General features: G+C 69.5%; 15 protein-coding genes. 6 read left to right on the top strand and 9 right to left on the bottom strand.

The window, feature by feature from the left end; genetic code table 11:
• Positions 1-20: 20 nt before the first annotated feature.
• Positions 21-650 (bottom strand): 3'-5' exonuclease, encoded by a 630-nt coding sequence (locus VF522_RS23215; protein WP_330910706.1) that lies wholly within the window; start codon positions 648-650, stop codon positions 21-23.
• A 182-nt stretch (positions 651-832) separates the two neighbouring features.
• Between VF522_RS23215 and VF522_RS23210 the strand changes: the two genes are divergently transcribed.
• Positions 833-2,011, top strand: coding sequence for a serine hydrolase (locus VF522_RS23210; RefSeq protein WP_330910705.1), 1,179 nt, complete (start codon positions 833-835; stop codon positions 2,009-2,011).
• Positions 2,012-2,048: 37 nt separating this feature from the next.
• Here VF522_RS23210 and VF522_RS23205 read toward each other — a convergent pair whose 3' ends face one another.
• The 4 genes from VF522_RS23205 to VF522_RS23190 all read right to left on the bottom strand — a co-directional run bounded on the left by VF522_RS23205 (position 2,049) and on the right by VF522_RS23190 (position 5,156).
• Positions 2,049-2,528 (bottom strand): VOC family protein, encoded by a 480-nt coding sequence (locus tag VF522_RS23205; protein ID WP_330910704.1) that lies wholly within the window; start codon positions 2,526-2,528, stop codon positions 2,049-2,051.
• Positions 2,529-2,559: 31 nt separating this feature from the next.
• On the bottom strand, positions 2,560-3,657 hold the full coding sequence (locus VF522_RS23200; RefSeq protein ID WP_330910703.1) for an MBL fold metallo-hydrolase: 1,098 nt from the start codon (positions 3,655-3,657) through the stop codon (positions 2,560-2,562).
• Between the two features lie 61 nt (positions 3,658-3,718).
• On the bottom strand, positions 3,719-4,705 hold the full coding sequence (locus tag VF522_RS23195; protein ID WP_330910702.1) for a hypothetical protein: 987 nt from the start codon (positions 4,703-4,705) through the stop codon (positions 3,719-3,721).
• 76 nt (positions 4,706-4,781) lie between these two features.
• Positions 4,782-5,156 (bottom strand): DUF2946 family protein, encoded by a 375-nt coding sequence (locus tag VF522_RS23190; RefSeq protein ID WP_330910701.1) that lies wholly within the window; start codon positions 5,154-5,156, stop codon positions 4,782-4,784.
• Between the two features lie 128 nt (positions 5,157-5,284).
• Between VF522_RS23190 and VF522_RS23185 the strand changes: the two genes are divergently transcribed.
• Positions 5,285-5,743 carry a thioredoxin family protein gene (locus VF522_RS23185; protein WP_330910700.1) on the top strand — a complete coding sequence of 153 codons (459 nt, stop codon included), beginning with the start codon at positions 5,285-5,287 and terminating at the stop codon, positions 5,741-5,743.
• Between the two features lie 4 nt (positions 5,744-5,747).
• On the opposite strand, the gene VF522_RS23180 is transcribed toward VF522_RS23185, so the two are convergent.
• The gene (locus VF522_RS23180; RefSeq protein WP_330910699.1) at positions 5,748-6,752 is read right to left on the bottom strand and encodes a cysteine synthase A; all 1,005 of its coding nucleotides are present in this window, start codon (positions 6,750-6,752) and stop codon (positions 5,748-5,750) included.
• A 149-nt stretch (positions 6,753-6,901) separates the two neighbouring features.
• On the opposite strand from VF522_RS23180, the gene VF522_RS23175 reads away from it, so the two are divergent.
• Together VF522_RS23175 and VF522_RS23170 are read left to right on the top strand one after the other, a co-directional pair.
• Positions 6,902-7,561, top strand: a complete 660-nt coding sequence (locus VF522_RS23175; protein ID WP_330910698.1) for a peroxiredoxin — start codon at positions 6,902-6,904, stop codon at positions 7,559-7,561.
• 3 nt (positions 7,562-7,564) lie between these two features.
• Positions 7,565-8,605, top strand: coding sequence for an MBL fold metallo-hydrolase (locus tag VF522_RS23170; RefSeq protein WP_330910697.1), 1,041 nt, complete (start codon positions 7,565-7,567; stop codon positions 8,603-8,605).
• Positions 8,606-8,617: 12 nt separating this feature from the next.
• Here VF522_RS23170 and VF522_RS23165 read toward each other — a convergent pair whose 3' ends face one another.
• Together VF522_RS23165 and glnA are read right to left on the bottom strand one after the other, a co-directional pair.
• On the bottom strand, positions 8,618-8,965 hold the full coding sequence (locus VF522_RS23165) for a P-II family nitrogen regulator (RefSeq protein ID WP_330910696.1): 348 nt from the start codon (positions 8,963-8,965) through the stop codon (positions 8,618-8,620).
• Between the two features lie 2 nt (positions 8,966-8,967).
• Positions 8,968-10,470 (bottom strand): type I glutamate--ammonia ligase, encoded by a 1,503-nt coding sequence (gene glnA, locus VF522_RS23160; RefSeq protein WP_330910695.1) that lies wholly within the window; start codon positions 10,468-10,470, stop codon positions 8,968-8,970.
• Between the two features lie 180 nt (positions 10,471-10,650).
• Between glnA and VF522_RS23155 the strand changes: the two genes are divergently transcribed.
• Complete coding sequence (locus VF522_RS23155; RefSeq protein ID WP_330910694.1) at positions 10,651-11,832, top strand: NAD(P)/FAD-dependent oxidoreductase; 1,182 nt, start codon at positions 10,651-10,653, stop codon at positions 11,830-11,832.
• Complete coding sequence (gene sigJ, locus VF522_RS23150) at positions 11,829-12,758, top strand: RNA polymerase sigma factor SigJ (protein WP_330910693.1); 930 nt, start codon at positions 11,829-11,831, stop codon at positions 12,756-12,758. The genes VF522_RS23155 and sigJ overlap by 4 nt, the downstream gene beginning before the upstream one ends.
• Here the strand turns inward: sigJ and VF522_RS23145 are convergent, their stop codons facing one another.
• Entirely contained in the window at positions 12,759-13,553 is a 795-nt protein-coding gene (locus VF522_RS23145) for an alpha/beta fold hydrolase (protein WP_330910692.1), read from the bottom strand. It lies immediately after the preceding gene.
• Between the last annotated feature and the right edge of the window lie 146 nt (positions 13,554-13,699).

Raw genomic sequence — 13,699 nt, 5'->3', positions numbered from 1 at the left:
GGGGCTCCCGTCCCCGGGGCTCAATGCTCGCGCAACGACCGGAAGTAGCCGTGGACGGCCTTGGGCAAGGCCTTCCGCGGGGAGCGCTGCAGCTTCAGCAGCAGGTCGTGCGGTGCCTCGTCCACCTCGTACCGCTCGCGAATGTCGCATTGGATGCGCGAGAGCAGGCCGGCCGCCACCTCGGCGTCGGCCATGGCGCGGTGGGCGCGCCCCGCCGGGGCGATCGAGTGGAAGGCCGCCAACGAGCCCAGGCGGTAGCTTCCGGCCTCGGGATACAGGCGGCGGGAGAGCAGCAGGGTGCAGGCCATCGATGGATCGGGGCGCGCAGGGCCGCCCAGCCTCGCCAGTTCTGCTGCCCAGAAGCGCTGGTCGAACGCAGCGTTGTGCGCGACCAGCGGCGTGTCGCCCACGAAACGCGCGGCCTCGGACATGACGTCGGCGGCCGGGGGCGCCGCACGGATCATCTCGTTGCTGATGCCGGTGTAGGCCTCGATGAACGGCGAGATGCGCACGCCGGCGTTCATCAGCGACTGGAAGCGATCGACGACCTGCGTTCCCTCCAGCACCACGACGGCGATCTCCGTCGCGCGATCTCCCTGGGCGGGCGACAAGCCGGTCGTCTCGAAGTCGATGACTGCAATGGGGTTCAACGCATGCCCTGGCTGGCAAATGGCCGAGTATGCCAACAACCGACGCCAGGCCGCCCTCGCCCGATCGCCCCATTCGCGCCCTCACCCACGCATTTCGCCCCCTCCGCCGCCCGTTTCGTCGCATCCCCGGGGACGAGCACGCGCCGCCCTCTCATAGTGCGCGCATCGTCAAGGGGAAGAAAATGGGTCACCACCGTCGCATTCTGGTTCTGCTGTTCCTGTGCGTTTCGTTGGCGTCCCCTATGCCATCCACCGCGGAGCCACTGGCGGACTGCGCAGCTCCCGTCAGCCTGGACGACGGCTGGCAGGTCGCCGACGCCGCGGGCGCAGGGTTCGATCCCGCCAGGCTCTGCGCCGCCCTTCGCGCGTTTCGCACCAGCCCGCGCAACCTGCACGCGGTGGTGGTCGAGCGCGGGGGCAGAGTCGTCGCCGAGACCTACCGCGCCGGCCTCGACGTCCCCTGGCTTCTCGTGGCGCCGCGGCGCGTCACCTTCGGACCCGGCACGCTCCATGACATGCGATCGATCAGCAAGTCCGTGGTCGGCCTGCTCTGGGGGATCGCCCAGGCCGATGTCGGCCTGCCGCCCGTCCAGACGCCCGTGCTGGACCTGTTCCCCCACCTGGCCGACTTGCGAACCGGCGGGCGCGAACGGATCACCCTCGAAGACCTGCTGTCCATGCGCAGCGGGCTTGCGTGGGACGAGATGGGCCGGTACGGCGGCCTCGGCAACGACGAGAACGGGCTGGCCTGGCGCGGCGACATCCCGCGCTACGTGTTCGACCGTCCGCTGGCTACGGGTCCCGGCCGGCACTTCAACTACGACGGCGGCCACACGGCCGTCCTCGCAGAGCTGATCCAGCAGCGCACCGGCAGCACGTTGCAGGAATACGTCCGGCGCAAGCTGTTCGAGCCGCTCGGGATCACGCACTGGGAATGGGGCACCGACCTGCGCGGGCGCGCCCGCGCCTACGCGGGGCTGAGGCTGCGTCCCCGCGACCTGGCACGCCTCGGGCGCCTGGTGCTCGCCGGCGGCACCTGGCAGGGGCGCGAAGTCGTGCCCGCCGCGTGGCTTCAGGCCTCGTTCGCGCCGCGCGTTCCGTACGGCGAGCCTGGCATGGGAAGCGACAGCAACTACGGCTATCAGTGGTGGCTCGGGACGGTACGGGCCGGCGGCCGCAGCTTCGCCTTCCGGGCTGCGGTGGGCAACGGAGGGCAGCGCCTCTTCATCGTGCCGGACCTGGATCTGGTCGTGGTGCTCACGGCCGGCGAGTACAACGACCCGGGCGTTGCGCCGGAGCTTCGCCGCGTGCTCGACCTCATCGTCGAGTCCGCGGCGGCGGGGAGTGCAGCGACGCCCTGATGAAGGCCGCTCCCGAACGGCTTCGCCCCCCGGGGCCTCACCCCCGCTTCGCCGCCTCGAGCTTCGCGATGTCGATCTTGCCCATGTCCATCATCGCGTCGAACACGCGCTTGGCCCGGGCGCGATCCGGGTCGGAGAGCGATTCGATCAGCATGCGCGGCGTGATCTGCCACGACAGGCCCCACTTGTCCTTGCACCAGCCGCAGGCACTCTCCTGGCCGCCGTTGCCGACGATCGCGTTCCACAGGCGATCGGTTTCGGCCTGGTCCTCGGTCGCGATCTGGAACGAGAAGGCCTCGTTGTGCTGGAAGGTCGATCCCCCGTTGAGGCCGATGCAAGGGATGCCGATCACCGTGAATTCCACGGTGAGGATGTCGCCTTCCTTCCCCGACGGATAGTCGCCGGGCGCGCGATGGACCGCGCCCACGGCGCTGTCCGGAAAAATCTTGGCGTAGAACTGCGCGGCCTCGAGGGCGTCCTTGTCGTACCAGAGACAGATCGTGTTCTTGCTCAGCATTGCGACTCCAAAATGGGCGTGGACAGGCAATCTACCGCAAGCCCTCCCACCAGTGGCGGTTCTGCCGCGGCTGGCCCAGCGTCAGCACCTCGCCGATCTCCGGCGTGGCGAGCGCGATGCCGCGCTGCTGCGCCAGGGCGGCCACGCGCTCCAGCGGTTCGCGCCAGCCGTGGAAGGCGAGGTCGAAGGTGCTGTTGTGCACCAGGAAGAGCGTGCGCGCGCCGAGGTCCTGGAACGCCTGCACCGTTTCCTCGGGCGTCATGTGCACGGTGGGCCAGTAGCTGTCCCAGGCGCCGTTCTCGATCAGCGCGATGTCGAACCGGCCCAGGCGCGTGCCGATCTCCTTGAAGCCGGGGAAGTAGCCGCTGTCGCCGCTGTAGAAGATGCGCTCGGCGCCGCTGCGCAGCGACCACGAGGCCCACAGCGTGCGGTTGCGGTCCCACAGGGTGCGGCCGGAGAAATGCTGCGAGGGCGTGGCCGTGACCGTCACGCCGCCCCATTGCCTTTCCTGCCACCAGTCCATCTCCTCGATGCGGTCGGCCGGCACGCCCCACTCCCGCAGCCGCCGGCCCACGCCCAGCGGCACGAAGTAGCGCTGCACGCGGTCCTTCAGCGCCTCGATGGTGGGCGCGTCGAGGTGGTCGTAGTGGTCGTGCGAGAGCACCAGGCCTTCGATGGGCGGCACGTCCGCCAGCGCCACCGGCGCGGCATGGTTGCGCTCGGGCCCGGCCCACGAGACCGGCGAGGCGCGCTGCCCGAACATGGGATCGATCAGCCACCACTTGCCGCGCAGCTTGAGCAGGTGCGAGGAGTGGCCCAGGCGGATGACGTGGTTGGACGCGGCGTCCAGTGCATCCAGGTCGGCGCGGCCCAGGGTGCGCACCGGGATCGGATCGACGGGCACGGTGCCCTGCTTCTTTTCCAGCACCATGCGCGACCAGATCGCCCAGGTCGAACGGTGCGGCTTCGCGTCCGGGTTGGGCGGGTTGCGGAACACGCAATCCTGCGCCACGAACTGCGGCGAAGCCAGGAAGCGCGGATCGCAGTCTTCGGCCGCCGCGCGCGCCTGCGCCGGCAGCAAGGCGCCGATCAGCGGCAGCAGGCAGGCGCCGGCGAGGCGTTTCATCATGGTGCGCGCAGCATAGCGGGATGGTCTCCCAGGCGAAATAGCCGCGCGCGGACTCGGCGCCTCAGAACAGCGTGGAGACGCCGAGCACCACCGCGTTGCGTGCCGTGAGCTGCACGCCGTTCACCGACTGCCGCAGCGGCTGCTGGAAGTAGCCGTAGATGCGGAACTGCTCGCCGATCTTGTAGCTCAGGCCCGGACTCAGGAACAGCGAGCGGCTGCCGCTGTCCTCGGGTTCGGCATTGGCGCCGCGGTCCCGTCGCTTGACGACCGCGTTGAGCTGGACGATCGCGGAAAGCCGGTCCGTGAGCGGATGCGCATAGCCGAGGTCCATGCCCACCTGGACTCCCGGGCGGAATCCGTCGTGCGAATTCAGGGGCGCCTGGACCTGCGCCTGCGCGAACCACGCCGCACCGCCCGGGGCGAGCTGCTGGTGGTGGAAGGCACCGAGCACGAGATCGGTGGTGCCGGTGCCGGGCTGCAGGCTGCGCTCGGCGACGTCGCCGTCACCGTTGGCCACGCCGGTCTTGCCGGTGGGCAACTTCAGGCCCGCGAACGCGCCCACGAGGCGCGGCGCCGCATCGGATCCTTCGAGCAAGCGCTGGTACCGACCGGTCACCCGCACGTCCCCCAGCTCGCGGAACTTCCACTGCTCGGGCAGCTTCTCGCCGTGGTGGTTGTGGATGTGCAGGTGGTCGCGATCCACGAAAGGCAGCGTGACGGCGACGCCCCAGCCCGAAGCGAAGGTGTGGCTGTAGGTCGCCACGAGGTTCTGGTTGAGCGTGCGCACCTCGTCGTGGTGGCGCCGAACGTCGCCGATGCCGATGCGGCGCGAGCCGGAGCGCAGGCGGTCCTGGCGGATGCGCTCGTAGCGCAAATCCAGCGTGCTGCCTTCGTTCAGCCCGGTCGTGCCCGCGCCCCAATCGGTGTTGAGCGAACAGAAGGCGGACCCGCAGCTCGCATGGGCGGACAGCGGGAAGCAGGCGGCGATGACGATGGCGGAAAGCGAACTGCGGACGGCACGTGCCGCAGTCCCGGCGAATGGGTTCATGTTGTTTCTCCTCGAGGATTCCGGAAGGCGAGGCTGCGCCGCGGCGGGCGGCAGCCGTCAATGCAAAAGCAGGGAATCAGGAGAAGGCAGGAGGTGCCCGCGCCGGTGGCGGCACCGTGGCGCGCACCGGCACGTACGGGATGGCAGGGGGCGCAGAAGCGATCGATGCATGGGCACGCCAGCCAGGGGCGGCATCCAGCGAAAGCGACGAGGCCGCATGCGCGCACAGCGGGCAATGCGCCTGCGCGCCGTCGTGTCCCTGGTGCGCGTGCGGTCCCGCGGATTCGTCGCCTCCGCAGTACTCGGCCTGCATCGCCGCGATGCCTGCGGGAGCGAACATGCCGGCATCGGCGATGCCGATCGCCGGACGCCACGCCATGGCCAGGAACCACACCACCAGCCACGCCGTCAGGAGGCGGGCCGTGCGGTGGGAGGGCCGGAGCAGGTTCATGGCATCTGGAAACGTCGCTTGCATTATGCAATGGGCCCTCCGCGCGAGCACGCATTTCTCCCTGCAAGTGAACTCGACCTTGACGACGATCAATGGCCCGCGCGCTTCGTTGTTCCTACAATTCCCGCATGCACCGCAGACTGCTGCTGCTTGCCCTCGCCGCCTTCGCCCCTGCGCTGGGCGCGCAGACCTTGCCCGCGAAGTTCGATCCCGCGCGCGATGCCGAGGCGGACGTGCAGCTGGCGCTCACGCTGGCGCGGGAGCAGCGCAAGCTGGTGTTCGTCGACCTCGGCGGCGAATGGTGCTCCTGGTGCCACGTCTTCGACCGCTTCGTCGCTGCGCGGCCGGAGGTCCTCCGAACGCTGCGCGAGCGCTACATCCTGGTGAAGGTGAATTACTCGCCGCGCAACCCCAACCCGGCGCTGCTGTCACGCTGGCCGAAGGCGAAGGGCTACCCGCATTTCTACGTGCTCGATGCGGACGGACGGGTGCTCGCCTCGCAGCCCTCCGCGGAACTCGAAGCCGACAACGACTACGACGAGGCGCGGATGCTGGCCTTCCTGCGCCGGCACGTTCCGGCGAGTTGAGCGCTCAGCGCGCGAGCCACTCCGGCACCGGCAGGTTCTTCGCGCGCAGGAATTCCGGGTTGAACAGCTTGGACTGGTAGCGCGTGCCGCTGTCCGCGAGGATGGTGACGATCGTGTGGCCCGGCCCGAGCTGCTGCGCCAGGCGGATCGCCCCGGCGACATTGATGCCGCTCGATCCGCCGAGGCACAGGCCTTCCTCGCGCAGCAGGTCGAACAGCACCGGCAGGGCCTCTTCGTCAGGGACCTGCCAGGCGTCGTCGATCGGCGCGCCTTCCAGGTTGCGCGTAATGCGGTTCTGCCCGATGCCTTCGGTGATCGAGGAGCCCTCGCTGCGCAGCTCGCCGTGCTTGACGTAGTGGTACATGCCGGCGCCCTTCGGGTCGGCGGCGGCGATCACCACCGATGGCTTCACCGACTTCAGGTACAGCCCGACGCCGGCCAGGGTGCCGCCGGTGCCGATCGAGCACGTGAAGCCGTCGACCTTTCCTTCGGTCTGCTCCCAGATCTCCGGACCGGTCGAACGCACGTGGCCTTCGCGGTTGGAGAGGTTGTCCCACTGGTTCGCGTACAGCACGCCGTTGGGCTCGCTGCCCGCGAGCTCCCGCGCCAGGCGCTCCGCCACGTGGACGTAGTTGCCCGGATTGCTGTACGGCGCCGCGGGCACCTCGCGCAGTTCGGCCCCGCACAGGCGCAGCAGGTCCTTCTTTTCCTGGCTTTGCGTTTCCGGGATCACCACCAGCGTGCGGTAGCCGCGCGCGTTGCCGACCAGCGCCAGCCCGATGCCGGTGTTGCCCGCTGTGCCTTCGACGATCAGGCCACCCGGCCGGAGATCGCCGCGGGCCTCGGCGTCGAGGATGATGTACAGCGCGGCGCGGTCCTTGACGGAGCCTCCCGGGTTCATGAACTCGGCCTTGCCGAAGATGTCGCAGCCGGTGCGCTCCGAAGCCTTCCTCAGCCTGATCAGCGGCGTGCGCCCCACCGCTTCGGTGACGCCATCGCGGATGTCCATGGGCCCAGCATAGACCCGGCCGGCGCGCGCGCGGAAGACATCACCGGCAGGAGAGGTTCTCGTCCGTACGCACGCCGGCGGCACGTTGACGCCCGAGCATGCGCACGCGCATCATTGACCTCCCTGTTCGCGGACCCACGGAGGATCCCATGTCACTGCGCATCAACGATACGGCACCCGACTTTCGCGCCGACACGACGACGGGACCCATCCAGTTCCACCAGTGGATCGGCGACGGCTGGGCGATCCTGTTCTCGCACCCGAAGGACTTCACTCCGGTGTGCACCACCGAACTGGGCTACATGGCGCGCATCGAGCCCGAGTTCCGCAAGCGGAACACCAAGCTGATCGGCCTGAGCGTCGACCCGGTGGACAGCCACAGCCGCTGGCTCGCGGACATCGAAGCGACGCAGGGCGCGAAGGTCAACTACCCGATCATCGGCGACCCCGACCTCTCGATCTCGAAGCTGTACAACATGCTGCCCGCCGAGGAGCCCGGCACGTCCGAGGGCCGCACGCCGGCCCTCAACCAGACGGTCAGCTCGGTGTTCATCGTCGGCCAGGACAAGAAGATCAAGCTGATGCTGACCTATCCGATGACCACCGGGCGCAACTTCGACGAGATCCTGCGCGTGCTCGACTCGATGCAACTGACGATCAAGTACAAGGTCGCCACGCCGGTCAACTGGAAGCAGGGCGAGGACGTCATCATCGCCGGCTCGGTCAGCGACGACGAGGCGAAGAAGCTGTTCCCGCAAGGCTGGGCGGCACCCCGGCCTTATCTCCGGGTGGTCAAGCAGCCGGGGTGAGACGTGCTCTTCGAGCACGTCCGCACCGGCGGCTGCCAGTCCTACCTGGTCGGCTGCGGCGACACCTGTTCGGCCGCCGTGATCGATCCCGAGGCCAGCCAGGTCGACCGCTACCTGGCGCTGGCCGCGCGCGACGGCCTGCGCATCCACTACGTGGTCGACACGCACACGCATGCCGACCATTTTTCGGCCGGCCGCTCGCTCGCGCAGTCGCTGGGCGCGCCGCTGGTGATGCACCGGGCGAGCACGGCGCCGCGGGTGGACATGCGCGTCGACGACGGCGACATGCTGCTGGTGGGCAAGCTGAAGCTGCAGGTGCTGCACACCCCGGGCCACACGCAGGACTCCCTGTGCCTCGTCGCCGAAGACCGGGTGTTCACCGGCGACACCCTGCTGATCGGCGGCACGGGCCGCACCGACCTGCCGACGGGCGACGCCGGCGCGCTGTACGACAGCCTGTTCGGCAAGTTGCTGAAGCTCGACGCCGCGCTGAAGGTGTTCCCGGCGCACGACTACAAGGGGCACAGCCACTCCACGATCGGCGAGGAGATCGCCGGCAACCCGCGGCTGCAGGTGAAGAACCGCGCGGCGTTCATCGAGATGATGGGCAACCTGAACCTGAACATGCCCGCCCACATCACCGAAGCGCTGCGCACCAACCTGAGCGGCGGCAAGACGGTGGCGCAGATGCTGGCCGAGGCCGCCGCGGTGGTGCCGTTCATGTCGCTGGCGCAGTTGAAGGAACGCATCGGGCACCAGGATGCGGACCTGGTGGTGCTGGACGTGCGCGAGCGCGAGGCCTACCTGAACGGCCACATCCCCGGCGCCCACCTGCTGCCGCGTGGCCAGCTGGAACTGCGCGTCAACGAGGAACTGCCGGATCCGACGCGCCGCATCGTGACCTGCTGCGAGCTGGGACGCATCTCGACGCTCGCCGCCGCCACCCTGCGCGGCATGGGCTTCCAGCGCGCGGTGGCGCTCGACGGCGGCATGCAGTCGTGGCGCGAGGCCGGCTATCCGCTGCGGCAAGGCGCGGAACCCTGAAGCTGTGGCACGTCAGAGGGCGGCCTCGCCGCTCTCCGCCGTGCGGATGCGCATCGCGAAGCCGAGCGGCCAGACCAGGATCCGGTCCTCGGCATGCGCGCCCGAAGGGGCGGACCGGCGCACCGCGTCGATCGCGCGCCGCAGCTGTTCGTCCGGCAAGGCCATCTCGATGCGCAGGTGCGGCACGAAGCCCGGGCCGCTCTCCAGCACTTCCTCGTCTTCGTCCGCCGGATCGTGCACCGTGTGCTCGCTCCACTCCTGCACCTCGGTCACCGTCAGGCGCCCGACGCCGATCGCCTCGAGCGCGGCCACCACTTCGTCGACGCGAAAGGGCCGCACCAGAACGCTGACCCATTTCATGATCAGACATCGAAGTACAGGTGGAACTCCCAGGGGTGCGGGCGCAGGCGCACCGGGTCGATCTCCTTGCGGCGCTTGTAGTCGATCCAGGTGTCGATCACGTCGCGCGTGAACACTTCGCCGCGCGTGAGGAAGCCCTGGTCCTCCTCCAGCGCCGCCAGCGACTCCTGCAGCGAGCCCGGCACCTGGCGCACCTTGCCCGCTTCTTCCGGCGGCAGGTCGTAGATGTTGCGGTCCAGCGGCTCGCCCGGCTCGATCTTGTTGGCGATGCCGTCCAGCCCCGCCATCAGCATCGCGGCGAAGGCGAGATACGCGTTGGCCGAAGGATCGGGGCAGCGGAACTCCACGCGCCTGGCGGCCGGCGACGTCGAGTACATCGGGATGCGCGCGGCGGCGGAGCGGTTGCGCTGCGACATCGCGAGGTTCACCGGTGCTTCGTAGCCCGGCACCAGCCGCTTGTACGAATTGGTGGTCGGCGCGCAGAAGGCCATCAGCGCCGGCGCGTGCTGCAGCAACCCGCCGATGTACCAGCGGCATTCCTGCGAGGTGAGCGCCCAGCCCTCGGGGTCGTAGAACAGGTTCTTGTCGCCGCGCCACAGGCTCTGGTGGCAGTGCATGCCGCTCGCGTTGTCGGCGAAGATCGGCTTGGGCATGAAAGTGGCGACCTTGTTGTGCCGGCGCGCGACGTTCTTGCAGACGTACTTGTACATCATGACGTTGTCGGCCATGCGCGTGAGCGGCGCGTACTTCATGTCGATCTCGTTCTGGCCCGCGGTGGCCACCTCGTGGTGGTGGATCTCCACCTGGATGCCGGCCTGCATCAGCGCCAGCACGATCTCCGAGCGGATGTCCTGCAGCGTGTCGTGCGGCGGCACCGGGAAGTAGCCTTCCTTCAGGCGCGACTTGTAGCCCAGGTTGCCGCCGCCGTAGGCGCCCTCGTCGGCGCCGGTGTTCCATTGGCCTTCGGCCGATTCGACGTAGTAGAAGCCGGAGTGTTCGTCCTGGCCGAAGCGGATCGAGTCGAAGATGAAGAATTCCAGCTCGGGGCCGAAGTAGCAGGTCTGCGCGAGGCCCGTGCCCTTCAGGTGGTTCTCGGCCTTTTTCGCGATGTAGCGCGGGTCGCGCGAGTACGGCTTGCCGAGCACCGGATCGTGCACGTCGCAGATCATCGACAGCGTCGGGATCTCGCAGATCGGGTCGATGAAGGCCGTGGCCGGATCGGGCTTGAGCAGCATGTCCGACTCGTGGATCTCCTGGAAGCCGCGAATCGAGGAGCCGTCGAAGCCGATGCCGTCGGCGAACAGGCCTTCGTGCACTTCGGGCAGCGTGATCGAGAAGTGCTGCCACATGCCCGGGAGGTCGGTGAAGCGGAGGTCGACGACCTGGATGCCGTTGTTCTCGATCAGCGCGACGACATCCTGCGGGCCGGCCGGCCGCTCGACCCGGTAGCTGCCGGGGGCGATGAAGGCGGTTCCGGTTTCGGTGGCGGGCTCTCGAGCGGACATGGCGGCCTCCTCGATGGGAGCGGAAAGCGCGGCGCCGGGGTGGCGACGGTCGCTCCACCCATCCGTTGCAGGATAGGTCGCTCTGCCGCAAAAGCAATGGGGCCTGACGGGCAGCAAGGCCGAGCTGGGCACGTCACGTTTCGCCCGCGCCGATCGTCATGGAGGTGAAGGAGCAAAACCATGGACATCGTCATCATCGGCGGCGGCTATGCGGGCGTGGCATGCGCGCTGCGGCTGGCCCACCGGGCGCGCCGCCAGGGCACCGCCGCGCGCATCCGGCTCATCCATCCAGCGCCCGTGCTGGTCGAACGCATCCGGCTGCACCAGGCCGCGACCGGCCAGGGGCTGCGGGAGCGCCGCATCGGCACGCTGCTGCGCCGCTCGGGCGTGGAACTCGTGCAAGGCTGGGCCGAAGCCATCGACCCGCAGGAGCGCGCCGTGCACGTGGGCGGGCAGCAGTTCGCATGGGACCGGCTGGTGCTCGCGATCGGATCGCGCTCGGGATCCGACGAGGTGCCCGGCGTGGCCGAGCATGCGCACACGCTGAATCCGGCGACGGCGCCGGCACTGCGCGAGCGCCTGCAGGCGCTGCCGCGCAACGCGCGCGTGCTGGTCGTCGGCGGCGGCCTCACCGGCATCGAGGCCGCCAGCGAGGTCGCCGAATCCTTCCCGCGGCTGGAGGTGAGCCTCGCGACCGAAGGCCGGCTGGTCGACGACTTCAGTCCCGCTGGCCGCGACCACATCCTGCACGTGATGCGCAAGCTGCGCGTGGACGTGCACGAAGGCGTGCGGGTGCATTCGGTGAGCGCGGCGCGGCTCGAAACGGACAGCGGCGCGCTCGCCTTCGACCTCTGCGTCTGGGCCGCGGGCTTCGCGCTGCCGCCGCTGGCCTGGGACGCGGGCCTGCGGGTCAACGCGCACGGGCAGGTGCTGGTCGATCCGCAGCTGCGATCCGTCTCGCATCCCTGGATCTACGCCGCCGGCGACATCGCCGCACCCGTGCTGCCGCCGGGGCAGACCGTGCCCATGGGATGCAAGAGCGCGATGCCCATGGGCGCGCACGTAGGCGACAATCTCGCGCGCGAGCTGCGCGGCGAGCCGGGCGAGGCCTTCGACTACGCGCTGCTCTTTTACTGCGTGAGCCTGGGCCGGCGCGACGGGCTGATCCAGTGGGCCGACGACGAGGGACGGCTCACGGGCCGCATCCTCACCGGCCGGCGCGGTGCATGGTTCAAGGAAATGATCTGTCGTTCGACCTGGTGGGCGTTGCTGATGGAATCGCGGGGCACCAAGGCGGTGGTGTGGAAGCGCACCGGCCGCGCGCCGCAGGCCATGCCGCGGGCGGAGCGCGCCCCGGGATGAGCGCCGAAGCCGATCCGCTGCAACGGGAGCGCCCGCGCCTGTTCGCCCTCGCCTACCGCATGCTCGGGAGCGTGGGCGAAGCGGAGGACGCGGTGCAGGAAGCGTATCTGCGCTGGTATTCGCAGACGCGCGACGACGTGCGGAACCCTCCCGGCTTCCTGACCACCGTGGTCACGCATCTCTGCCTCGACGAGCTGAAGAGCGCGCGCCGGCAGCGCGAGCACTACCCCGGCGTGTGGCTGCCCGAACCCGTGGCCGACGACACGCTGGCGGAAGCGGCCGCGGCGCCGGTGGCCGCCGGCACTCCCGAGCAGGACGTGGAACGGCTGGAGTCGATCTCGATCGCCTTCCTCTCCGTGCTGGACACGCTCGGGCCGCTGGAACGCGCGGTGTTCCTGCTGGCCGAGGTCTTCGACTACCCGCATGCGGAAGTCGCGACCATCGTCGGCCGCACGCCGGAGGCTTGCCGCAAGGCGCTCAGCCGCGCGAAGCAGAACCTCGCGGTGCGCAAGCCGGCCACGGCCTCCGCCGAGCGCCATCGGGAACTGCTGCTGTCCTTCATCGCCGCCGTGCGGCGCGGCCACGTCGACGAGCTCGCGCAGCTGCTGGCCGACGACGTGGAGTCGCGCGCGGACGGCGGCGGCCATGTGACGGCCGCGACCAAGCCCGTCGTCGGCGTGCGCGCCGTGTCGCGCCTGTATGTCGGGTTGTCGCAGCAGATCCCGCCGGACCTGGTGGTGCGCGTGGAGACGGTCAACGGCGGGCCTGCGGCCTTGCTGATCGTGGGCGACTTGCTGCTGTCGGTGATGCAGGTGTCCGTGGAAGGCGACCGTATCCGGCGCATCGACAACGTGATGAATCCGCACAAGCTCGCGCGCATCGCGGCGGCTCGGGGGATGAAGACGCTGGCGAGCGGCGCGGCCTGATCACCCTTCGTGCCTGGCGATGAAAGCCTCGACGGTGTCGTGCAGCAGTTCGGGCTGCTCCAGGAAGATGAAATGCCCGCCGTCCAGCACGGCGAACTCCGCGCCGGGGATCCGCTCGGCCAGCTCACTGGACAAATGCGGCGGGGCGCAGAAGTCGCGCTCGCCCACCAGCACCAGCGTCGGCGTCGTGATCGAGGGCAGTTCTTCGAAGGCATCGTGTCCCACGATCATGTCGATCCGCGCGAAGGCGATCTCCGGTTCGAAGGGGCCGGCCGATGCGGCGTCCACCCACGCCTGCACCCGCTCCGGATGCTCGCGCATGAAGCGCGGATCGAACAGGAACAGCGCGTTGGCTTCGGTGGACGCGCGCAGGCCGGAGTCGGCCAGCATGCGCCGGCGCATCTCGAACTGGCGGCGATAGAACGCGTCGGCGCGCGCGATCGAAGACACGATCGTGGCGCTGCGGAGCAGCTCGCGGTGGCGGATCGCGAGCCATTGCGCGATGGCGCCGCCGGTCGAGGATCCCACCACGTGGACAGGCCCGCAGCCGACGGCCTCGATGACCCGCGCCATGTCCCAGGCGTGCTGCGCGATCGTCATGCCACGCGCGGTGTGCTCGGAGGCGCCGGTGCCGCGGTGGTCCGGTGCGATCACCTGGTGATGCGCCGCGAAGAGCTCGAGCTGCGGCCCCCAGGACGCTGCCACGCCCGCCAGCCCGGCGAGCAGGAGCACGGGCGAGCCGTGGCCCCTCAGCTCGTAGTGGATGGAGACACCGTCGGAGTCGACGTCGGGCATGGGCTTCTCCGGTAGGCGCGGGGAATGGTGGGCAAGCGAAGCTTGCCCACCCTACGCCGAAACGATCGCCGCGCAACCCCGGTGATCGCCCCGGCACCCCGTAGGGTGGGCAAGCTCCGCTTGCCCACCATTCCCTCCGTGGCGAG

The organism is Ramlibacter sp., assembly GCF_036383835.1.
In the GTDB taxonomy this organism is placed as follows: domain Bacteria; phylum Pseudomonadota; class Gammaproteobacteria; order Burkholderiales; family Burkholderiaceae_C; genus Ramlibacter.
Note: the sequence above shows the minus strand (reverse complement) of the source record. Positions and strands in the feature narration are given on the sequence as shown.

Bases quoted from the DNA above. Each gene is read 5' to 3' on its own strand.
- VF522_RS23210 (WP_330910705.1), top strand. From the start codon at position 833: ATGGGTCACCACCGTCGCATTCTGGTTCTGCTGTTCCTGTGCGTTTCG.
- VF522_RS23205 (WP_330910704.1), bottom strand. From the start codon at position 2,528: ATGCTGAGCAAGAACACGATCTGTCTCTGGTACGACAAGGACGCCCTC.
- VF522_RS23200 (WP_330910703.1), bottom strand. From the start codon at position 3,657: ATGATGAAACGCCTCGCCGGCGCCTGCCTGCTGCCGCTGATCGGCGCC.
- VF522_RS23195 (WP_330910702.1), bottom strand. From the start codon at position 4,705: ATGAACCCATTCGCCGGGACTGCGGCACGTGCCGTCCGCAGTTCGCTT.
- VF522_RS23190 (WP_330910701.1), bottom strand. From the start codon at position 5,156: ATGAACCTGCTCCGGCCCTCCCACCGCACGGCCCGCCTCCTGACGGCG.
- VF522_RS23185 (WP_330910700.1), top strand. From the start codon at position 5,285: ATGCACCGCAGACTGCTGCTGCTTGCCCTCGCCGCCTTCGCCCCTGCG.
- VF522_RS23180 (WP_330910699.1), bottom strand. From the start codon at position 6,752: ATGGACATCCGCGATGGCGTCACCGAAGCGGTGGGGCGCACGCCGCTG.
- VF522_RS23175 (WP_330910698.1), top strand. From the start codon at position 6,902: ATGTCACTGCGCATCAACGATACGGCACCCGACTTTCGCGCCGACACG.
- VF522_RS23165 (WP_330910696.1), bottom strand. From the start codon at position 8,965: ATGAAATGGGTCAGCGTTCTGGTGCGGCCCTTTCGCGTCGACGAAGTG.
- glnA (WP_330910695.1), bottom strand. From the start codon at position 10,470: ATGTCCGCTCGAGAGCCCGCCACCGAAACCGGAACCGCCTTCATCGCC.
- VF522_RS23155 (WP_330910694.1), top strand. From the start codon at position 10,651: ATGGACATCGTCATCATCGGCGGCGGCTATGCGGGCGTGGCATGCGCG.
- sigJ (WP_330910693.1), top strand. From the start codon at position 11,829: ATGAGCGCCGAAGCCGATCCGCTGCAACGGGAGCGCCCGCGCCTGTTC.
- VF522_RS23145 (WP_330910692.1), bottom strand. From the start codon at position 13,553: ATGCCCGACGTCGACTCCGACGGTGTCTCCATCCACTACGAGCTGAGG.